This is a genomic window from Pseudomonas imperatae, from assembly GCF_057128625.1.
The window spans coordinates 66667-86147 of record NZ_JBSKHP010000019.1; the positions used below are offsets into that span (position 1 = coordinate 66667).

The 19481-nt window shown below is 67.3% G+C and carries 16 protein-coding genes; 9 read left to right on the top strand and 7 right to left on the bottom strand.

Going from position 1 to position 19481, the window contains the following annotated elements; translation table 11 throughout:
* Positions 1 to 244 precede the first annotated feature (244 nt).
* Both crcB and ACWKWX_RS22415 read left to right on the top strand, forming a co-directional pair.
* A complete protein-coding gene (gene crcB / locus ACWKWX_RS22410) occupies positions 245 to 622 on the top strand; it encodes a fluoride efflux transporter CrcB (protein ID WP_416424557.1) in 378 nt (125 codons plus the stop codon).
* A 159-nt stretch (positions 623 to 781) separates the two neighbouring features.
* Positions 782 to 1003 (top strand): co-regulatory protein PtrA N-terminal domain-containing protein, encoded by a 222-nt coding sequence (locus ACWKWX_RS22415; protein WP_416424558.1) that lies wholly within the window; start codon positions 782 to 784, stop codon positions 1001 to 1003.
* Between the two features lie 65 nt (positions 1004 to 1068).
* On the opposite strand, the gene ACWKWX_RS22420 is transcribed toward ACWKWX_RS22415, so the two are convergent.
* Positions 1069 to 2208, bottom strand: a complete 1140-nt coding sequence (locus ACWKWX_RS22420) for a glutathione-independent formaldehyde dehydrogenase (protein ID WP_473002394.1) — start codon at positions 2206 to 2208, stop codon at positions 1069 to 1071.
* 230 nt (positions 2209 to 2438) lie between these two features.
* On the opposite strand from ACWKWX_RS22420, the gene ACWKWX_RS22425 reads away from it, so the two are divergent.
* Positions 2439 to 3296 carry an SDR family oxidoreductase gene (locus ACWKWX_RS22425; protein WP_483828962.1) on the top strand — a complete coding sequence of 286 codons (858 nt, stop codon included), beginning with the start codon at positions 2439 to 2441 and terminating at the stop codon, positions 3294 to 3296.
* 27 nt (positions 3297 to 3323) lie between these two features.
* Positions 3324 to 3488, top strand: a complete 165-nt coding sequence (locus ACWKWX_RS22430) for a hypothetical protein (RefSeq protein ID WP_416424561.1) — start codon at positions 3324 to 3326, stop codon at positions 3486 to 3488.
* A gap of 132 nt (positions 3489 to 3620) precedes the next feature.
* On the opposite strand, the gene ACWKWX_RS22435 is transcribed toward ACWKWX_RS22430, so the two are convergent.
* The gene (locus ACWKWX_RS22435) at positions 3621 to 4298 is read right to left on the bottom strand and encodes a response regulator transcription factor (protein WP_483828963.1); all 678 of its coding nucleotides are present in this window, start codon (positions 4296 to 4298) and stop codon (positions 3621 to 3623) included.
* 273 nt (positions 4299 to 4571) lie between these two features.
* Here ACWKWX_RS22435 and ACWKWX_RS22440 point away from each other — a divergent pair, with 273 nt between their 5' ends.
* Genes ACWKWX_RS22440 through ACWKWX_RS22450 form a run of 3 tightly spaced genes read left to right on the top strand, consistent with a single transcriptional unit; the run spans position 4572 to position 10158 of the window.
* Positions 4572 to 6005: a TolC family protein gene (locus ACWKWX_RS22440; protein WP_483828964.1), complete on the top strand. Its 1434-nt coding sequence runs from the start codon at positions 4572 to 4574 to the stop codon at positions 6003 to 6005.
* Complete coding sequence (locus tag ACWKWX_RS22445) at positions 6002 to 7090, top strand: efflux RND transporter periplasmic adaptor subunit (RefSeq protein ID WP_483828965.1); 1089 nt, start codon at positions 6002 to 6004, stop codon at positions 7088 to 7090. The genes ACWKWX_RS22440 and ACWKWX_RS22445 overlap by 4 nt, the downstream gene beginning before the upstream one ends.
* Entirely contained in the window at positions 7087 to 10158 is a 3072-nt protein-coding gene (locus ACWKWX_RS22450) for an efflux RND transporter permease subunit (protein ID WP_483828966.1), read from the top strand. The genes ACWKWX_RS22445 and ACWKWX_RS22450 overlap by 4 nt, the downstream gene beginning before the upstream one ends.
* A 124-nt stretch (positions 10159 to 10282) precedes the next feature.
* Here the strand turns inward: ACWKWX_RS22450 and ACWKWX_RS22455 are convergent, their stop codons facing one another.
* The 3 genes from ACWKWX_RS22455 to ACWKWX_RS22465 are packed head-to-tail and all read right to left on the bottom strand — an operon-like array spanning position 10283 to position 13185.
* The gene (locus ACWKWX_RS22455) at positions 10283 to 11359 is read right to left on the bottom strand and encodes a polyamine ABC transporter substrate-binding protein (protein WP_483828967.1); all 1077 of its coding nucleotides are present in this window, start codon (positions 11357 to 11359) and stop codon (positions 10283 to 10285) included.
* A 38-nt stretch (positions 11360 to 11397) separates the two neighbouring features.
* Positions 11398 to 11739: a cupin domain-containing protein gene (locus ACWKWX_RS22460; protein WP_416424567.1), complete on the bottom strand. Its 342-nt coding sequence runs from the start codon at positions 11737 to 11739 to the stop codon at positions 11398 to 11400.
* Between the two features lie 27 nt (positions 11740 to 11766).
* Positions 11767 to 13185, bottom strand: a complete 1419-nt coding sequence (locus ACWKWX_RS22465; RefSeq protein ID WP_483828968.1) for an NAD(P)/FAD-dependent oxidoreductase — start codon at positions 13183 to 13185, stop codon at positions 11767 to 11769.
* A gap of 203 nt (positions 13186 to 13388) precedes the next feature.
* Here ACWKWX_RS22465 and ACWKWX_RS22470 point away from each other — a divergent pair, with 203 nt between their 5' ends.
* Both ACWKWX_RS22470 and ACWKWX_RS22475 read left to right on the top strand, forming a co-directional pair.
* On the top strand, positions 13389 to 13559 hold the full coding sequence (locus ACWKWX_RS22470; RefSeq protein WP_416424569.1) for a hypothetical protein: 171 nt from the start codon (positions 13389 to 13391) through the stop codon (positions 13557 to 13559).
* A gap of 75 nt (positions 13560 to 13634) precedes the next feature.
* Positions 13635 to 15698, top strand: a complete 2064-nt coding sequence (locus ACWKWX_RS22475; RefSeq protein ID WP_483828969.1) for a putative bifunctional diguanylate cyclase/phosphodiesterase — start codon at positions 13635 to 13637, stop codon at positions 15696 to 15698.
* A 138-nt stretch (positions 15699 to 15836) separates the two neighbouring features.
* Here the strand turns inward: ACWKWX_RS22475 and ACWKWX_RS22480 are convergent, their stop codons facing one another.
* Together ACWKWX_RS22480 and ACWKWX_RS22485 are read right to left on the bottom strand one after the other, a co-directional pair.
* Entirely contained in the window at positions 15837 to 17918 is a 2082-nt protein-coding gene (locus tag ACWKWX_RS22480) for a sensor domain-containing protein (RefSeq protein ID WP_483828970.1), read from the bottom strand.
* 181 nt (positions 17919 to 18099) lie between these two features.
* Positions 18100 to 19452 (bottom strand): outer membrane beta-barrel protein, encoded by a 1353-nt coding sequence (locus ACWKWX_RS22485; protein ID WP_483828971.1) that lies wholly within the window; start codon positions 19450 to 19452, stop codon positions 18100 to 18102.
* Positions 19453 to 19481: the final 29 nt, after the last annotated feature.

The following is a 19481-nucleotide window of genomic DNA, read 5'->3' on the forward strand; positions in this document are numbered from 1 at the left end:
GAGCACTCCTTCTAAGGCAGGTGTGAAAAATGGCTGTGCAGCACCATAAGGTAGTCGATCTGGCGAACGCTGCTACCCAACCCCCCGTAGCAGCTGCCGCAGGCGGCGTCCGGGCCCACCGCGGTGTGCCAGGAAAAGCGCGGCGCCCTGGACGCGGCCTGCGGCCGCTGCTACGGAAGCCCTCAGCTGCCACAGGCTGCGTCATTGCGCTACAGTCAAAACTCGCCCCTGCGGACACCTGCGCATGTACAGTTCCTTCCTCGCCGTCGCCATCGGCGGCGCCATTGGCTGCCTGGGCCGATGGCTGCTGGCAATCAAGCTCAACGGGCTGTTCCCCAACCTGCCCCTGGGCACCTTGCTGGTAAACCTTGTCGGCGGCTTCATCATCGGCATGGCCATGGCCTTGTTCATGCGCGCCCCCAACCTCGACCCTGCGTTGAAACTGCTGATCACCACAGGCTTTTGCGGCGGCCTGACGACCTTTTCAACCTTCTCGGCCGAAGTGCTGTTCATGCTCCAGGAAGGCCGCCTGGGGTGGGCGGCGGCGACCGTCAGCGCCCACGTGCTGGGGTCGCTGCTGATGACGTTCCTGGGCTACGGGCTGGTGGCACGGTTGGCCTAGCTTGCCTGCCTAGCTGCAACGGCTCACCCTGCACCTGGGCGTGCGAACGCCATCCCACCTGTCAAATTGTTTAGGCGCCGGCGAAATCGTTGAAAGGCCCCCGGCCGCATTCTCTCTTCACCGGGCCACAACGGCCCGCCAAATACAGTGGAGAGAATCATGAAAATCTTGAAAATGCTGGTACTGGCAGGTCTGATGGGTAGTTCGGTTGCAGCCATGGCCGAAGGCGGCGGTGACATCGTCGCGGCCCGCATGGATGCCGCGCGTGACCACGCCATGGCGCATTACGAGCAGGTGCAGGACCAACAGCGCGCCGTGGCCGCTGCCCACGACCAGGCGCAACAGCAACAGGCGCCGCAATCGGCCAAGTCGGGCAGCTGATGGAGCCTGCCCGCACTGTAACGCCCCCTGGGGCCAGTACGCTCCAGGGGGCGGACGTCGTCCGGTCAGGCGGCCGGCTTGAGCACTACCTTGGTCCAGCCCTGGTCCCGCGCATCAAAATGCCCATAGGCGGCAGGCCCATCGGCAAGTGGTAGCCGGTGCGAAATGATCTGCGACGGTGATGCGCGGCCATGGTGGATCAGCTCCGCCAACCGACGGTTGTAGGCCTTGACGTTGGCCTGGCCCGTGCGAATCTGCTGCCCCTTGAACCAGAACGCGCCGAAGTCGAAGGCCATCTTGCCTTCCTTCGCCAATTCGCTCTTGGCGCCGGGGTCCTGCGGCACGAACACCCCTACCACGCCGATGCCGCCCGTGGCTTTGGTGGAGGCCACCAGGTTGTTCATGGTCAAGTGGTTGGCCTCGTGGCCGTGACGATCACAACACTGGTAGCCCACGCATTCGCAACCGCGGTCGGTGCCTTTGCCATGGGTGAGGTTGAGAATCTGGTCGACCGCTGCCTGTTCCAGCGCATTGATGGGGGTGGCGCCCATCTGCGCGGCCAACTGCAGGCGGTCGGGGTGGCTGTCGACCACGAACACCTGGGACGCGCCCTTGATCAGCGCCGAATGGGCAGCCATCAATCCCACCGGGCCAGCCCCGTAAATGGCGATGCTTTCGCCCGGCAGCAGGCCGGCCAATTCGGTGGCGTGCCAGCCAGTGGGAAAGATGTCGGACAGCATCACGTAGTCGTCCTCACGCTCCTGGGCGTCCTCGGGTAGCACCAGGCAGTTGAAGTCGGCGTACGGCACGCGCAGCAGTTCGGCCTGGCCACCCTGGTACGGGCCCATCTCGGCAAAGCCGTACGCTGCGCCGGCGTTGCCGGGGTTGGCAGTGAGGCAGAAGCCGGTGAGGCCTTTCTCGCAGTTCTCGCAGAAGCCGCAGCCGATGTTGAACGGCAGGCACACGCGGTCGCCGACCTTGATGCGGTCCACGCCCTGCCCCACCTCGATCACTTCGCCGAGGTTCTCGTGGCCGAACACCCGGCCGGTCTCGAACGAGGTGCGGCCTTCGTACATGTGCAGGTCAGAGCCGCAGATGTTGGTGGTGGTGATACGCACCAGGGCGTCGGTGGGTTTCTCGATACGGGCATCAGGGACGTTTTGCACGCTGACGTCGCGTGGGCCGTTGTAGACGATGGCTTTCATGGTGTTCTCCGTTGGCATGGCTGAACAATTGACTCGCTTACGGGAATCAGGCCAACGCGGCACGGCCATCGTTTCAATGGATCACGCCAGCAGCAGACGAAAGGCGGCGTCCGGCAGCCCCGCCTATCCCAGCCACACCGCTCGTCGCGCCAATCCACGATCCAACTCAACCTTCACCTTCGCGCCGGTATCTCAACCACAGGCCTGTTCAATCATCAGGAGAGCCGAACATGCGCGACTACCCCAAACCGCCCTTCCCCCGCCAACCCCAGGCCGTGCCCGGTTCACAACGGCAGATGGACCCCACGCCCGACTGCGGCGAGCAGAGCTACAAGGGCAGCGGCAGGCTGGCGGGCAAGATCGCCCTGGTGACCGGTGCCGACAGCGGCATCGGCCGCGCCGTGGCCATCGCTTTTGCCCGGGAAGGCGCAGACGTCGCCGTGGCCTATCTGGATGAACACGAAGACGCCCACGAGACTGCGCGCTGGGTCGAAGCCGCAGGCCGGCAATGCCTGCTGCTGCCCGGTGACCTGGCGCAGAAAAGCGTGTGCCGGCAATTGGTCGACGATACCGTGGCGCGCTTCGGCCGCATCGACGTGCTGGTGAACAACGCGGCCTTCCAGATGACCCACGAGCGCTTCGAAGACATCACCGACGACGAATGGCTGAAGACCTTCGATATCAACATCACCGCCATGTTTCGCCTGTGCCAGGCCGCCGTGCCACACATGGCGGCGGGCAGCGCGATCATCAACACCAGCTCGGTGAATTCCGACACGCCCAAGCCCACCCTGCTGGCCTACGCGACCACCAAGGGCGCCATCGCCAACTTCAGCGCCGGCCTGGCGCAACTGCTGGGCGAGCGCGGGATACGGGTCAACAGCGTGGCACCGGGGCCGATCTGGACACCGCTGATCGTCGCCACCATGCCCGATGAGGAAGTCACCCAATTCGGTGCGCAGACGCCGCTGGGCCGCCCTGGCCAGCCGGTGGAAGTGGCGCCGATCTACGTGCTGCTGGCCTCGGACGAGGGCAGCTACATCTCCGGCACCCGCTATGGGGTCACCGGCGGCAAGCCGATTCTGTGACCCCCTGTTCACAAAGGAGCAAACCTGATGAGCCAGCCCAAAGACACCCGACCTGACGCCACCGCCACGCAACCGCCCGGCGAAGTGGAGCGCGACAACGACGCCCACCGCTCCAGCAAGCCTGGCCAGCCCAACCGCGAGTCCACGGCCCAGTCCACGGCGCAGAAGGCCCAGCCGAAACCGCGCCCGTAACCGCGTGGGGCCCTGACGCCGCCTGGCGGCAGCTGCTACAAGGGCGCGCGCACCTCGCCGATCGCGAGGCAGGCGACGCATGCCCCGTAGCAGCGGCCGCAGGCCGCGTCCGAGTACGCCGCGCTTGTCCCGTCAGGCGCTTCGACACATCAGTTGATACCCCACGCCATGCAGGGTGTGGATCAGCGGCGTATAGCACGGCTTGTCCACCGCACGGCGCAGCAGGTGGACATTGCTTCTCAACGTATCACTGCTGCGCGGCGCGCCTTCCCAGACCGCGTCCAGCATTTCCTGCCGGGACACCACGGCGGGGCTCTTGCGCATCAACAGCTCCAGCAGGTGCAGCGAGGTGGGGTTGAGGTCTATGGCCTGCTCGCCGCGCCTGACGTGCAGTGTGTCCAGGTCGTACGTCAGGTCGTGGACCTCCAGCACCCGGGTGTGCAGGCGCGCCATGCGCCGGGTGATGGCTGTCAGGCGTGCCACCAGCTCGCTGGGCTCCAGTGGCCCGGCCAGGTAATCGTCCGCGCCCAGCTTGAAGCCGCGCAGCACCTCGCCCAGGTCCCGGGCCTGGGCAACGATGACGAACGGCAGATGCGCGCGTCCCGCTCCTCGCAGCCGCTCGCAGGCCTGGTAGCCGTCTATGCCGGGCAGTTGCGCGTTGAACACCAGCGCATCGTAGGGCTGGGTCACCGCCAGGTGCAGCCCGGTCAGCCCGTCGCCCACGCAGGTGGCCTGGTGGCCGTGCAGGCGCAGGTAATTGCCGATGGTGAGTCGTGTCTGTGTGTCGTGTTCTGCAATCAATACGTGCATCCGTGCCCCTCCCTTGATCACCCCCGCAGGCTTTGAACAATCCCTCCTGCGATCGGTTTGTCGACAAAACATTGCCGTTCCTGACTACCTTCGAAGCCTAGCACAACGCCATTGACGCTTTGCACCCTGCCACCGCTGCCCCGATCCAAATAAAAAACCGCGCGGAGACAAGTACTTATCACCTGTCAAAAAGTTTACCCAGCGGCGAACTCGGCGCCATTGACGCTCGTTCAGGATGCCCGGCAGCGATCCCAATAAAGCGAACGACACCTTATGCATCGGACCCTGCCCGCCCTCACCCGCGCGGCCCTGCTCACCGCGGCGGGCTGCCTGCTGTCGGCCTGCGCCGTGTACCACGCAAGTCCCCTGGGGGCCGGCGACGACCACCCCACCCTGCCCGCCAGCGCCACCCGCGTGGAGGTCGACGCCCACGCCCTGGGCCTGCCACCCCTGCCCGCGCACCGTTTCGCCGCCGCCCAGGGCCTGGACATGACCGACATCGCCACCCTGGCCGTGCTCAACAACCCGGACCTGAAGCTGGCCCGCAGCGACCTGGCCATCGCCAAGGCCCAGGCGTTCGACGCCGGGCTGCTGCCCGACCCGCAGCTCACGGCAATCCAGGACTGGACCCGGCCGCACATCAGCGGCGCCTCCTCGGACTACACCGCCGGCCTGAGCATCGACGTGATGAAGATCATCACCCGCGGCGCCAACAAGGCCGCCGCCGACGCCACGGTGCGCAAGACCGACCTGGGCATGCTGTGGCAGGAATGGCAGCTGGTGGCCCAGGCGCGCAACCTGTTCCTCAAGGCGCAGCTGCAGGACACCACCGTACCGCTGCTGACCCGCCAGCGTGACCTGAACCTGGCCCGCTTGCAGGCCATGAGCCAGGGCGCCCGTCAGCGCGACATCACCGGCGACGCCCTGGGCGTGGCGCAGCTGGCCTACCAGGACAGCCAGACCGCCCTGGCCGACGCCCAGCGCGCCGCCTCCCAGACCCGCCACGACCTCAACGCCCTGCTGGGCCTGGCGCCCGACGTCCAGCTCAAGCTGCTGCCCCGCGAGCCCCTGGGCGACGCCGCCTTTGCCCAGGCGATCGCCGCCAGCATCGCCCTGACCCACCAGGACCTGGGCCAACTGGCCAGCCGCCGGCCCGACCTGCTGGCCCTGAAGCAAGGCTACCTGGCTCAGGAAAACAAGTACCGTGCCGCCGTGCTCAACCAGTTCCCCACCTTCCAGTTCGGCGTGCAGCAGGCCCGCGACACCTCCTACGTGAAAACCCAGGGCTACACCCTGACCCTGTCGCTGCCGGTGTTCAACCGCAACCGCGGGGTGATCGCCATCGAGAAGGCCACCCGCGAGCGCCTGCACGTGGAGTACTTCAACCGGGTCAACAGCGCCTACGCCGACGTCGACCGCCTGCGCGCCGATATCCAGCTGCTGGCTGCGCAGGTCGACACCCTGCAACACGCCCTGCCCGACCTCGACAGCCTGGCGGCCGCCACCGAGCGGGCCTATGCCCTGCACGCAGTGACCATCGGCACCTACACCGACACGCAGAACTCGCTGCTGGCCCGCGACATCGCCGTGGCCACCACCCAGGAGGCCCTGGCCGAACAGCGCGTGGCCCTGCAGGCGCTGATGGGCGCCGACATTCCTCAACCCTATGCCAGCAAGCCCCTGGCCGTTGGAGTAACCGCACCATGACGCTTCGCCCCCTCGGCCCCCTGACCGTGGCCGTGCTGTCGCTGGCCATCCTGCAAGCCCGCGCCGCTGATGAACCGGTGGCCACGGTGCAGGCCGTGCGTACCCAGCAAGGGCCGGTCAGCTCGCTGCTGCGCGGCTACGGCGTGGTCGGCACCACCGCCTCGCTCACCCAGTCCATCAGCCTGCCTTACCTGGCCCGCGTCACCCGCCTGCGGGTCAGCCCCGGCCAGGTGGTGCACCAGCACGACCCGCTGCTGGAAATAAGCGCCGACCCCGCCGCCGTACTGGCCTCGGCCCAGGCGCGCACCGCGGTGAATGACGCCCGCGCCGAACAGGCGCGGGTCAAGGCGCAGTTCGACCTGCGCCTGGCCACCGCCTCGCAACTGGCGGTGGCGCAGAAGGCCGTGGCCGATGCCCAGCAGGCGCTGGACGCACAACAGGCCACCGGCGCCCGCCCCGGCACCCAGGTGATCACCGCGCCCCGCGACGGCACCGTGCTGCAGATCAGCGCCGCCCAGGGCGACCAGGTGGCCGCCGGCACCGCGCTGATGCTGCTCAGCCAGCCGTCCGGGCCCGGCGCCCAGGCCAACTTCTATTTCGGCATCGAGCCGGCCGACGCCGCGCAGCTGCACAAGGGCGACGCCCTTACCGTCACGGCCGTGGCCAGCAACCTGGCCGCCAGCGCCCAGGGTTCGGTGACCAGCCTGGGGCACTCGATCGACGCCACCAGCCAGCTGGTGACGATAGGCGCCAACGTCGCCCTGCAGAACGCCAGCCTGATGCCCGGCATGCACGTCAGCGTCGAGGTGCGCACCCAGCCCAAAACTTTGTGGCAAGTGCCCGCCGCCGCCCTGCTGGGCCAGCCGGACACCTACCTGTTCCAGGTCGCCCAGGGCCATGCCCGGCGGGTGGCGGTCAAGGTGCTGGCCGACGACGGCCAGCAGCTGGGCGTCGACGGTGCGCTGGACGCCAGCCAACCGGTGGTCACCGTCGGCAGCGCGCAGCTGGCCGATGGCATGGCCGTGCAGCTGGAGACCGGCGCCGCCACCTCGTCCACCTCCGCCACGGGGGCAGCCGCGCAGTGACCTCGCCTATCGATAACCCGCGCCAACCCTGGATGCAACGGCACACCCGCTCGCTGTTGTTCATGATCGCCCTGCTGGTGGTGGTGGGCGTGCTCAGCGCCCTGCAGCTGCCGACGTCACTGTTCCCCGACATCCAGTTCCCCCGGGCCCAGGTGTCCCTGGACAACGGCGACCGCCCCGCCGAGCAGATGGCCACCCTGGTGACCATGCCCGCCGAGGAAGCCCTGCGCAAAGTGCCCAACGTGCGCGGGGTGGAGTCCACCACCAGCCGTGGCGCCGCCGATATCTCGGTGAACTTCGACTGGGGCACCGACATGTACCAGGCCACCTTGCAGTTGCAGACGGCCTTGACCGAGGCCGCCTCGCAGCTACCGCCGGGTACCAACTTCACCGTGCGGCGCATGGACCCCACGGTGTTCCCGGTGATCGCCTACAGCCTGACCTCGAAAAACCAGTCGCTGGCCGCCTTGCACGACCTGGCCCAACTGCAACTGCGGCCGCTGTTGTCGTCCATCGAGGGCGTGGCCAAGGTGGATGTGGCCGGCGGCGAGCAGGATGAAATCGAAGTAGAGATCGACCCGCTCGCCCTGGCGGCCCACCACCTGAGCCCGGCGGACGTTACCAGGGCCATTGCCGCCAGCAACACCCTGACAGCCGCCGGCCGCATCGAAAGCCGCTACAAGCTGTACCTGCTGGTGGCCAACGCGCAGCTGACCAACCTTGCCGCCGTACAGAACGTGATTGTCGCTGGCGCCGGCACGCCGACGCCCATTCGCCTGGGCCAGGTGGCCAAGGTCAGCCTGGGCGCCACCCCGCAATGGGTGCGGGTGACCGCGGACGGCACCGACGCGGTGCTGATCAACGTCTACCAGCAGCCCGGCGCCAACAGCGTGACCATGGCCCGGCAGGTGCGCGACACCCTCGACGCGGCCAAGGCCCAGCTGCCGCCCGGGGTCACCATCGCCAACTGGTACGACCAGAGCGAGCTGGTGGTGGCGTCCCAGGGCAGCGTGCGCGACGCCATCCTGATCGGCGTGGTGCTGGCGGCGCTGACCCTGCTGGTGTTCCTGCGCAACTGGAAAATCACCGTCATCGCCATTGCCCTGGTGCCCACGGTGATGGCGCCGGTGATTCTGCTGCTGAAGCTGTTCGGCATGGGCTTCAACATCATGACCCTGGGCGGCATGGCGGCCGCGGTGGGCCTGGTGATCGACGACGGCATCGTGATGATCGAGCACATCATGCGCCGGGTGCGCGAGGGTGGCCGCAGCGCGTTCGAGGGCAGCGTGATGCGCGCCGCCCAGGAGTTCACCCGGCCGCTGGTGGGCTCGTCCAGCGCCACCATCGTGATTTTCATTCCGCTGGCGTTCCTCAGCGGGGTCACCGGGGCGTTCTTCAAGGCGCTGTCGATCACCATGGCCAGCGCCCTGCTGATCTCCTTCCTGTTCACCTGGCTGGCGGTGCCGCTGGTGTGCAACAAATGGCTCACGGCCAGGGACGCCGAAGAGAAGGAAGGCCGCCTGGCCCATGCCGTGCAGCAGCGCTACCAGCGCCTGCTGGCGCGGGTGTCGGCGCGGCCCTGGTGGCTGCTGGTGGGCATCGTACCGCTGGTGCTGGTGTCGCTGCTGGCGTTCTCGCGGGTGGGCAGTGGTTTCATGCCGGCCATGGACGAAGGCGGCTTCGTCCTCGACTACCACTCCACCCCCGGCACCTCGGTGTCGGAAACCGACCGCATGGTGCGCCAGGTGGAGACCATCCTGCGCCACAACCCCAACGTACTGACCTGGTCGCGGCGCACCGGCGCCGGCCTGGGTGGCGGCCTCAGCGAGCCGAACAAGGGCGATTTTTTCGTGCGGCTGAAGGCCGGCGATCGCCAGCCGATCGACGTGGTGATGACCCAGGTGCGCGCCGAGGTTGAACACAGCGTGCCGGGGCTGACCATTGAGCTGGCGCAGTTGATGGAAGACCTGATCGGCGACCTGACTGCCGTGCCGCAGCCCATCCAGGTCAAGCTGTACGGCGACGACCCCGACCAGCTGGCGCACACCGCCCAGGCGGTGGCCCAGGCCATGGCCAAGGTGCAGGGTGTGGTGGACGTCAACGACGGCCTCAACCCGGCCGGCGACTCGCTGGAGTTGCAGGTATCGCCCCAGGCTGCGGCGGCCGAGGGCGTCGACCCGCAGTTCGTCTCCCAGGCCGTGACCGAACTGGTGCAGGGCGTGGTCGCCACCAGCTTTACCCAGGGCAGCAAGACCGTGGGCATCCGCGTGCGCACCGCTGGCGCCATGGCCCTGGACGAGCAGCAACTGGCCAACCTGCAACTGCGCGCCCCGGACGGCCACCTGTTTCCGCTCAAGCGCGTGGCGCAGTTGGTGCCGGTGGTGGGTGAAAAGGAGATCTCGCGGGACAACCTGCGCCGGGTGGTCAGCGTGACTGCGCGCCTGGAGAACCGCGACCTGGGCTCCACCGTGGCCGACGTGCAGAAGCTGCTGGGCCAGCAGCACACCCTGCCCCGTGGCGTGACCTATGAGATGGGCGGCCTGTTCCAACAGCAGCAGATCGCCTTCCACGGCCTGATGCTGGTGTTCGGCGCCGCCACCGCGCTGGTGTTCGCCTTGCTGCTGTGGCTGTATGAGAGCTTCCTGATTGCCCTGGCGGTGATGCTGATGCCGCTGCTGGCCGCCGGCGCGGTGTTCATCGGCCTGTGGCTGACCGGCATCGAGCTGAACATCTCGGCGATGATGGGCATGACCATGATCATCGGCATCGTCACCGAGGTGGCCATCTTCTATATCTCGGAGCTGCAGACGCTGATGAAGGACGAAGGCCTGCCGCTGCACCAGGCCCTGCTGGAAGCCGGCGCCAACCGCCTGCGGCCGATCGCCATGACCACCATTGCCGCGACCCTGGCCCTGCTGCCGCTGGCGATTGCCCTGGGGGCTGGCTCGGCCATGCAGCAGCCGCTGGCCATCGCCATCATCTCCGGGCTGGTGGTGCAGATGCCGCTGGTGCTGGTGGCGTTGCCGGCGTTGCTGCGGTTGTTGCTGCCGCCCGAGCAACGCCTGTGACGCAGCCTGCGGCAACTGCTACATCCTGTGGGAGCTGGCTTGCCAGCGAGCTGTTGGGGCCATAAAAGCTCGCTGGCAAGCCAGCTCCCACACCTGTAGCAGCGGCCGCAGGCCGCGTCAGGGGTTACACGCCGTTCTTGACCTTGCTCCAGATGCGCGTGCGCAGGCGGTCGATGTTCAACGGCATGGCTTCGAGGATGAACATCTTGTCCATCACTTCCTGCGGCGGATAGGCCGCAGGGTCAGCCGCCAGTTTCGGGTCCACCAGGCTGTCCGCCGCCGCGTTGCCGTTGGCGTAACGCACCGCGTTGCTGATGCTCGCCGCCACCTTGGGCTCCATCATGTAGTTGATGAAGGCATAGCCGGCCGCCTCGTTGGGGGCGTCCACGGGCATGGTCATCAGGTCGATCCAGAACGGCGCGCCCTCCTTGGGAATCTCGTACTTGACCTTCACGCCGTTGCCCGCCTCGGTGGCGCGGTTGGCGGCCTGCATCACGTCGCCCGACCAGCCCACGGCCAGGCAGATATCACCGTTGGCCAGGTCACCGATGTACTTGGCGCTGTGGAAGTAGGTGACGTTCTTGCGCATCTGCAACAGCAGCGCCTCGGCCTTCTTGTAGTCCGCCGGGTCCTTGCTGTGCGGCGGCAGGCCCAGGTAGCGCAAGGCGATGGGCAGCAGTTCGGGGCCGTTGTCGAGCACCGCCACGCCGCAGCCATGCAACTTGGCGAGGACCTCGGGCTTGAACAGCACGTCCCATGTGTTCATGGGGATGTCCTTGCCCAGCGCGGCACGCACCTTGTCGACGTTGTAGCCGATGCCGGTGGTGCCCCACAGGTACGGCACGCCATGCAGGTTGCCCGGGTCGTCGGCCTCCAGGGCCTTCATCAGCATGGGGTTGAGGTTCTTCCAATTCGGCAGCTTGCTGCGGTCCAGGGTTTTCAGGGCGCCGCTCTGGATCTGGTGGGCCATGAAGTGCGCCGACGGGAACACCACGTCGTAGCCCGAATGGCCGGCCGCCAGCTTGGCGTCCAGGGTCTCGTTGCTGTCGTACACGTCGTACTGGGTGCCGAACCCGGTGGTGTTCTGGAAGTTCTGCAAGGTATCGGGGGCAATGTACTCGCCCCAGTTGTAGATGTGCACGACTTCAGCGGCTTGGGTGGTACAGGCCACGAACATCAGCGGCAACAGTTTCTTGAGCATGAGCACCTCGATTACCAGACCTAAGGGGGGGCGGCAGTTCAGAAGACCAGCACGTAGGTTTTTCTTGTTGTCTCTTGTACATCCCAGATGCCGTGGGTGTTGGCGGGCAACATCAGGGCGTCGCCGGCGACGATTTCCAGCGCCTCGCCGCCGTCCGGGGTGAAGGTGCAGCGGCCCGTGGTGAAGTGGCAGAACTCCTGTTGGGCGATCTGCCGGCGCCAGCGGCCGGGGGTGCATTCCCACACCCCGGTCTCGACGCCGTCGGTGCGTTCCACGCTGGTGACCGACACCGTGGCCACCGGCTCGCCCAAGGGCACGGCCACCGGGAAGCTTTCCGCCAGGGCCATGGTGTGGCTGCCTTTCAAATGCGTGATGTTCATGTTGCGCTCCGTGTTGTTATTGAGGGTTCAGCCGACTTTCCAGGCCATGAGGCCTTCCATGCGGTTGGCCAGGGCTTGCGCCAGGCGACGCCGCCACGCCGGGGTCTGGGGGTTGGCCAGCAGCGCGTCTTCGCTGCTGAAGCTGCGGATGATGGCGTTGTAGCCCAGCCACCGGCAGGGTTCGGGCTCCCAGCTGCGCAGGCTGCTCACCGGGCTGTCGGTGAACACCCAGGGCTGCTGCAGCAAGGCGCTGTCCTGGCCCAGGATCAGGTCGGCCAGGGTGCGCCCGGCCAGGTTGCTGGCGCCTACGCCTTCGCCGCCATAGCCGCCGGCCAGGGCAATGCGCTGCTGGGTGTCGCGCAGCATGTGCGGGCGGAAGCGCCGGGCCATGCCCAGGTTGCCGCCCCAGGCGTGGGTCAGGCGCACGCTGCGCAGCGCCGGGAACAGCTCGCCCATCAGCGCCTGGCGCAGGCCGCGCTCGTCGGCGTTCAAGGTGAAGTCGCTGCGCAGGCGGCCGCCGAAGCGGTAGCCGCCACGGGCGCCGAACACCAGGCGGTCATCAAAGGTGCGCTGGCCATAGGTGACCTGGCGGCTGAACTCGCTGAAGGCCTGGCCACGGTTCAGGCCGATCTGCTCCCACACCGAGGCTGGCAGCGGCTCGGTGGCCACCATCAGGCTCTGCACCGGCAGCTGGTGGCGGCCCAGGGGCGGCAGTTCGGCGGCGTAGCCTTCCACGGCCGGCACTACCCAGTCGGCGTCCACGCTGCCGTGGGCGGTGGTGACCCGGCCCGGCTGCCAGTCCAGTACCCGGCTGTCTTCATAGATCTCCACGCCCAGGGCCTCGACCGCGCGGGCCAGGCCACGGGCCAGCCGGGCCGGGTGAATGGTCGCGCAGTGTGGGCTATAGACGGCGCCATAGGCGTTGGCCATGCGCACCTGGCCGGCCAGCTCGGCAGGCTCCAGCCAACGGTAGTCGTCCTCGCCCAGGCCCAGCTCGCGCAGGTGCTGCAGGTAGCTGCGCAGGCTGGCCAGTTGTTCGGGGTAACGGGCGGCGCAGTACAGCACCCCACCCTTGCGCAGGTTGCAGTCGATACCTTCGCGGGCCACCACCTGGGCCACTTCGTCCGGGATGCCGTGCAGCAGGTCGAAGGCCTGGCGGCGTTGCGCGGCGGGCAGCGGCGCCAGCATGCGGTCCTCGCCCAGCAGGTTGCCCATCAGCCAGCCGCCGTTGCGCCCCGAGGCGCCGAAGCCGGCCACCTGGGCCTCGACCACCACCACGCGCAAGTGCGGCGCCTGGCGCTTGAGATAATAGGCCGTCCACAGCCCGGTGTAGCCTGCGCCGATAATCGCCACGTCGGCCTGCACCTGGGCGCCCAGCGCCGGGCGCGCGGTGCGCGGCTCCTCGAGCTGGTCCATCCACAGACTGATCTCACCCCACGACTTCATCGAAGCCTCCTGTCATCAAACGATGAGCGCAGGCTAATGAAGTGCAGGGGCCGTCGTCGTTCGTGCGTGCACGCGTGGAAAAAATCGCCGCGCCCCCCGGACCAGCAGGCCGCAGCCACCGGCCAGGCGGAGGATGCAATCCGGCCCCTCAGGTGCTAGCGTTACCCTGCCCAGTGTGACTCAGCCCCGATCAAGGTGACCCCATGCCGCGCCCGAACAACGAATACCGCTCGCTCAGCAACCTGGCCCACGAGGCCAGGCGCGCGCTGGAGTCGCCGGAAGGCGTCGACCGCGCCAACCTGATGATGCGCATCCTGTGCGCCAAGTTCAGGGAGGAAAACCGCGAGGCGCTCAAGCGCCCCAAGGCCGAGTGAACGCACCACGCACCGCTTTAGAAAACCTCCGGGCCGCCGTTAACACAGTGAGTGGGTTCCGCACAGGGAGCGCCAATGTACGCAAGCAGCTACAACAACCTGTACGTCCTGTTTTCCCTGGTCGTTGCCATCCTGGCCTCCTATACCGCGCTGAACATGACCGGCCGGGTCAACCGCGCCAGGGGCCGCGCCGCGGCGCTGTGGCTGGCCGGCGGCTCGTTCGCCATGGGCACGGGCGTCTGGTCGATGCACTTCATCGGCATGCTGGCCTTCCAGCTGCCGATCCAGCTGGGCTACGACCCGGTCCTGACCGGCCTGTCGCTGCTGATCGCCGTGGCCTCCTCGGCCTTTGCCCTGTGGCTCGCGTGCCAGAAGGAAATGCCGCTGCCGCGCCTGCTGCTGGGGGCGGTGCTGATGGGCATCGGCATTGCCGCCATGCATTACACCGGCATGGCGGCGCTGCTGATGAACCCCGACGTGCACTACATCCCCTGGCTGTTCGCGCTGTCGGTGGTCATCGCCATCCTGGCATCGGGGGCGGCGCTGTGGATCGCCTTCCGCCTGCGCAACGAAGGCCGGTTCATCCGCCGGGCACGCCTGGGCGCCTCGCTGGTGATGGGCTGCGCCATCGTCGGCATGCACTACACCGGCATGGCGGCGGCGCAGTTCCCCGTGGGCAGCGTCTGCGGCGCCGCCAACGGCGGGCTGGACAGCAAATGGCTGGTGGTGGTGGTCATCGTCGTCACCCTGGCGGTGTGCGCCATCGCCCTGGTGATCTCGATGCTCGACATCCGCACCAGCCTGCTCGCCAACTCCCTGGACCGCGCCAACAGCGAGCTGCTGAAGCTGGCCCTGCACGACAGCCTGACCCACCTGCCCAACCGCACCCTGCTCAACGACCGCCTGGAACAGGCGATCCACAAGGCCAACCGGCAGAAAACCCGCTTCGCCATGCTGTTCATGGACCTGGACGGCTTCAAGGCGATCAACGACACCTACGGCCACCACGTCGGCGACCAGTTGCTGATCGAGGTGGCCCGGCGCATCAGCCTCGACCAGCATGACGAAGGCACCGTGGCGCGGCTGGGCGGCGACGAGTTCGTGCTGCTGACCGACAGCTGCGAGCCTGACGACGCCGCCGCGCTGGCCCAGCACCTGGTGGAAACCATCAGGCAACCCTACGTGCTGGGCCAGCACACCGTGCACGTGTCGGTCAGCATCGGCGTGGCGGTGTACCCGGCCGACGGCGCCAACGACCATGAACTGATGGTCAACGCCGACGCCGCCATGTACCACGCCAAGGAACAGGGGCGCGACGGCTACTGCTTCTTCGAACGCGCCATGAACATCAACGCCCACCAGCAACTGCAGCTGCAGCACGACCTGCGCCAGGCCCTGGAGGGCAATGAGTTCGTGCTGTTCTACCAACCCAAGATCCTCGCCCCTGCCGGCCCCATGACCGGCGTCGAGGCGCTGCTGCGCTGGAACAAGCCGGACATGGGCCTGGTGCCGCCCGACCGCTTCCTGCCCCTGGCCGAGCGCAGCGGGCTGATCGTGCCGATCGGCAACTGGGTGATCAACGAGGCCTGCCGGCAGATGGCCCAATGGCACGCCCAGGGCCAGCGTGACTGGACCATCGCGGTCAACCTTTCCACCGTGCAGCTGGCCAACGCCCACCTGGTGGAGGTGGTGCGCTCGGCGTTGCTGCGCACCGGCCTGCCGCCGCGCTGCCTGACCCTGGAGATCACCGAGACCACCGCCATGCGCGACGCCGAGGCGGCGCTGGTGGTGCTCGACCAGCTGGCGGCCCTGGGCGTGGGCATTTCCATCGACGACTTCGGCACCGGCTACTCCAGCCTGCTGTACCTCAAGCGCCTGCCGGCCAACGAGTTGAAGATCGACCGCGGCTTCATCACCGAACTGGCCCAGGGCAACGAAGACGAAGCCATCGTCTCGGCCATCGTCGCGCTGGGCAAGACCCTGGGCCTCAAGGTGGTGGCAGAGGGGGTGGAGACGGCCGAGCAGCGGGAAATGCTCACGGAGCTGGGCTGCGACATCCTGCAGGGCTACCTGTTGGGCAAGCCCATGAGCGCGGTGAAGCTGGCGGAGCAGTTCAGCGCCGAGGCAGCGCGGGCTTGAGGCGGTGTGCCTGGAACACCGCGTTGGCCGGGACGCGGCCTGCGGCCGCTGCTACGCGAAGGCAATCGCGTCGCGATAGGGAGTATATGCATTTCCCGTAGCAGCTGCCGCAGGCGGCGTCCCAGGCCACGCGGTGTATCAGGCGTGGCGGCGCTCGGCGGCCGGTACCGGGCGGCCGAAGTAGTAGCCTTGGAAGTGCGAGCAGCCTTCGCTGATCAGCTGCTGCATCTGCTCGGCGGTCTCCACTCCTTCGGCGGTGGTCTTGATCAGCAGGCTGTTGCTCATGCCGGTAATGGCCCGGATGATCGCCAGGGCCTCCTTGCTGTCCGCCATCTCGCGCACGAACGACATGTCGATCTTGATCCGGTCGAACGGGAATGAGCGCAGGTAGCCCAGCGACGAGTACCCGGTGCCGAAGTCATCCAGGGAAATCGCCACGCCCAGCGCCTTCAGCGCCCTGAGCGTGGCGACGTTGCCCTCGCTGTCCTCCAGCAGCACCGACTCGGTGATCTCCAGCTCCAGGCGCTCGGGTTCCAGCCCCGAATCGCTCAGCGCCAGCGCCACCGAATCCACCAGCCCGGGGTTCTTGAACTGCACCGCCGACAGGTTCACCGCCACGGTCTGGCGGGTGCCCCAGCTGCCCGCCTCCTGGCAGGCCAGGTTCAGCGCGCGGTTGCCCACCTCGTGGATCAACCCGGTTTCCTCGGCCATGGTGATGAAATCCATGGGCATGATGGTGCCCTTGGTGGGGTGCCGCCAGCGCAGCAGCGCCTCGTACCCGGAGATCTCGTCGCCGGCGTGGGTAACGATGGGCTGGTAGTGCAGTTGCAGGTGGCCCAGGTGCAGCGCCGTGCGCAGGTCGGTCTCCATGGTGCGGCGGTGGCGCGCCGCTTCGTCGAGCTGGAACTTGAAGCGCTCGAAGCGGTTGCGGCCGTTGCGCTTGGCCTCGTACAGGGCCATGTCGGCGTAGCCCATCAGCTGCTCGGGGCTGTCGTGGTCATGGGGCGACAGGGCAATGCCGATGCTCACGCCTACCGAACAACTGTGCCCCTCGATCAGGAACGGCGGCCGCACGGCCTGGATCAGGCGCTGCGCCGACAGCTCGGCGGCCTCGGCGGTTTCCAGCTCCGGCAGGATCACCGCGTACTCATCGCCGCCCAGCCGCGCCAGGGTGTCGACCTCGCGCAGTTCCACCTTCAAGCGGCTGCTGAGCGCCCGCAGCAGCTTGTCGCCGATGCCGTGGCCCAGGGAATCGTTGACGTTCTTGAAGTCGTCCAGGTCCAGGCACAGGGTGCCGGTGATTTTCCCGGTGCCGTCGGCCAGTTGCAGCGCCTCCTTGAGCTTCTCGTGGAACAGCACGCGGTTGGGCAGCCCGGTCAGCGCGTCATGGTGGGCCATGTGGTGGATGCGGGCGTTGGCTGCCAGCTCGACGGTGACGTCCTCGGCCACGAACAGCACGTATTCCGAGGCGTTGCCCGGGTCCTGGTTGAGCACCGTGCGGCTGCGCAGCGTGCGCGGCCCGCGGTTGGTGGCCACCAGGGTCTCCACGGTCTTGATCGCGCCGATGTTGAGGTCCTGGCCCATCTGCTGCTCGATGTAGGCCGCGGTCTCCGGCGCCAGCGCCTCGCTCATCAACTGGCCGACCATGCTCGCGCCGTTGGGCACGAACAGCGCCTCGGCCTGATGGTTGGCCAGCAGGATGCGCTCGGTCTGCACGTCCTTGACGATGACACTGGCGGGAATATTCGAGATCACCGAGTCGAGGAACTGTGACAGCGAGCTCATCTCGGCGCTGTACTGCTCAGCCAGCACCTTGGCCTCCAGCAGTGCCAGTTCGGTCTGGCGCCGCTCGCTGATGTCACGCGTCACCTTGGCGAAGCCGATCATCCGCCCCTGGTCATCATGCACGGCGTCGATCACCACGCTGGTCCAGAACGGCGAGCCGTCCTTGCGCAGCCGCACGCCTTCGGCATGGAAGCGCCCTTCCCGCCGCGCGGTTTCCAGGCTGTGGGCAGGCAGCCCGGCGGCGCGGTCCTCCTCGGTGTAGAACACCGAGAAATGCCGGCCGACGATTTCAGCTTCCGTGTAGCCTTTCGCCCGTTCCGCCCCGGGGTTCCAATTGGTGACGATGCCCTCGGGGGAGAGCATGTAGATGGCGTAGTCCACCACGCTCTGCACCAGCAGGCGGTACATGGCATCCGAGTCGGCGTTGAACTGCATGCGTTGCGAACCTCAGGCGGGGGGCGAAGAAAAGCGGGATGGCATTATGCCTTCTTCGTAATAGCGAGGGATACTGCCCGAAAGGAGGAGGAATATTGTGGAATGGGTATGTTAGGGCGCGGGGGCTTGGGACGCGGCCTTTGGCCGCTGCTACGAGACATCGGCGGCGCCCCCCTGCCCATCAGAAGTAATACAGCGCCTCCACCATCGCCGTCAGCTGCGTGCGGTCACGGCCGTTGCCGAAGGGGCGCTGGTCGTCGCTGCCCTTGAACCAGTCGTAGCGCAGCTCGGGGCGCAGCGACAGGTGCTTGTTCATGTCATAGCGCACGCCGCTGGTCAGCGCATTGAAGGCGCCGCGGGCGGTGGTGGTGGGGAACAGCGCAAAGCCCTCGGGGTCGCTGAAATGCTCGCCGCGCAACGACCACGCCAAGTCCTTGCGCAGCTGATAGGTGACCACCGCGTTGGCGCCCCACCACGACGCGCCGTCGAACCCGGGGCCGGTCAGCACGTCCACCGTGGAGGCCTTGCCGTCGCCCGCCTGATGGCCGTAGACCAGCTCCGCGCCCATGGACCAGCGGGCATTGAACTGATGCCAGCCGTTGAGCGAATGCTGCTGCTTGAGCTGCCCCGACGCGGCAATGACCCGCGACGGCGGCGCCTGCACGTCGCCCAGGCTGTCGTCCTGCTCGTTGCCGACCATGAACTCGTAGTCCACCCAGGTGTTCATGTCCGCCGAACGCCAGCGCACGGCGCCGGTCAGCGACTTGTCGTTGTTGTTGTCACGCAGGTTGTTCCAGCCCTGCACCACCCCCAGCTCCAGCCCCAGCAGGCCGGCGTCGCCGTTGTACACGCGGCTGCTGGCCAGCACCCCGGCGACGGTGCCCGGCTCGCTGACGAAGGCGTAGGTCTTGCTGGCGAACGGGTTGCGCGCCAGGCGAATGTTGGGCGGGATTTCATAGCCCATGGCCGGGCCGAACACCCCGGCCATGAAGCTGACGCCCGGCCCGTACGGCAAGTAAAGGGTCAGCGCGGCGTTGGGCACCGCCAGGAAATAGTCCTTGTCGCGCTGGGCGCGCAGGTTGTCCTGCTGGTTCATGTGCAGGCTCTGGTCCCAGCCGTAGGTGCGGGCGAACTGGGCGTTGCGGCCGTAGTTGAATTCCAGGGTGAAGCCCCAGGCCACCGCGTCAGGCCGCGGGCCCGGCAATGGCGTGATGCGTGGCACGAAGGTGGCCGCCAGCGGCTTGTCGATGAACAGGTGCAGGCTGCCCAGCTCCAGGCCTTCGTCGGACATGCCGGTGATGGGCAGGTTGCTCAGGCCGTCCTTGCGCTCGGCCCGGGTGGAGCGGTTGTTGCGGGTGTAGGCGACGTCCAGCAGGTTGGACACGGTAATGCCATGGTCGCGTTCGAGGGTGTCGCCGAACAGGCTGCGAAACAGCGTGCCCTCGGCGGGTTCTTCGCTTTCATCGGCATGGCAGTTGACGATCGCCAGGGCGGCCAGCACCGCGCCAAGCGCTTTCACTTTGACGTTGATCATGGTCTGTCTCTTGTTGTTATTGTCAGCGA

What these genes read in the sequence shown, in the direction of transcription:
- crcB (WP_416424557.1), top strand. Translation starts at nt 245, where the DNA reads ATGTACAGTTCCTTCCTCGCCGTCGCCATCGGCGGCGCCATTGGCTGC.
- ACWKWX_RS22415 (WP_416424558.1), top strand. Translation starts at nt 782, where the DNA reads ATGAAAATCTTGAAAATGCTGGTACTGGCAGGTCTGATGGGTAGTTCG.
- ACWKWX_RS22420 (WP_473002394.1), bottom strand. Translation starts at nt 2,208, where the DNA reads ATGAAAGCCATCGTCTACAACGGCCCACGCGACGTCAGCGTGCAAAAC.
- ACWKWX_RS22425 (WP_483828962.1), top strand. Translation starts at nt 2,439, where the DNA reads ATGCGCGACTACCCCAAACCGCCCTTCCCCCGCCAACCCCAGGCCGTG.
- ACWKWX_RS22430 (WP_416424561.1), top strand. Translation starts at nt 3,324, where the DNA reads ATGAGCCAGCCCAAAGACACCCGACCTGACGCCACCGCCACGCAACCG.
- ACWKWX_RS22435 (WP_483828963.1), bottom strand. Translation starts at nt 4,298, where the DNA reads ATGCACGTATTGATTGCAGAACACGACACACAGACACGACTCACCATC.
- ACWKWX_RS22440 (WP_483828964.1), top strand. Translation starts at nt 4,572, where the DNA reads ATGCATCGGACCCTGCCCGCCCTCACCCGCGCGGCCCTGCTCACCGCG.
- ACWKWX_RS22445 (WP_483828965.1), top strand. Translation starts at nt 6,002, where the DNA reads ATGACGCTTCGCCCCCTCGGCCCCCTGACCGTGGCCGTGCTGTCGCTG.
- ACWKWX_RS22455 (WP_483828967.1), bottom strand. Translation starts at nt 11,359, where the DNA reads ATGCTCAAGAAACTGTTGCCGCTGATGTTCGTGGCCTGTACCACCCAA.
- ACWKWX_RS22460 (WP_416424567.1), bottom strand. Translation starts at nt 11,739, where the DNA reads ATGAACATCACGCATTTGAAAGGCAGCCACACCATGGCCCTGGCGGAA.
- ACWKWX_RS22465 (WP_483828968.1), bottom strand. Translation starts at nt 13,185, where the DNA reads ATGAAGTCGTGGGGTGAGATCAGTCTGTGGATGGACCAGCTCGAGGAG.
- ACWKWX_RS22470 (WP_416424569.1), top strand. Translation starts at nt 13,389, where the DNA reads ATGCCGCGCCCGAACAACGAATACCGCTCGCTCAGCAACCTGGCCCAC.
- ACWKWX_RS22475 (WP_483828969.1), top strand. Translation starts at nt 13,635, where the DNA reads ATGTACGCAAGCAGCTACAACAACCTGTACGTCCTGTTTTCCCTGGTC.
- ACWKWX_RS22480 (WP_483828970.1), bottom strand. Translation starts at nt 17,918, where the DNA reads ATGCAGTTCAACGCCGACTCGGATGCCATGTACCGCCTGCTGGTGCAG.
- ACWKWX_RS22485 (WP_483828971.1), bottom strand. Translation starts at nt 19,452, where the DNA reads ATGATCAACGTCAAAGTGAAAGCGCTTGGCGCGGTGCTGGCCGCCCTG.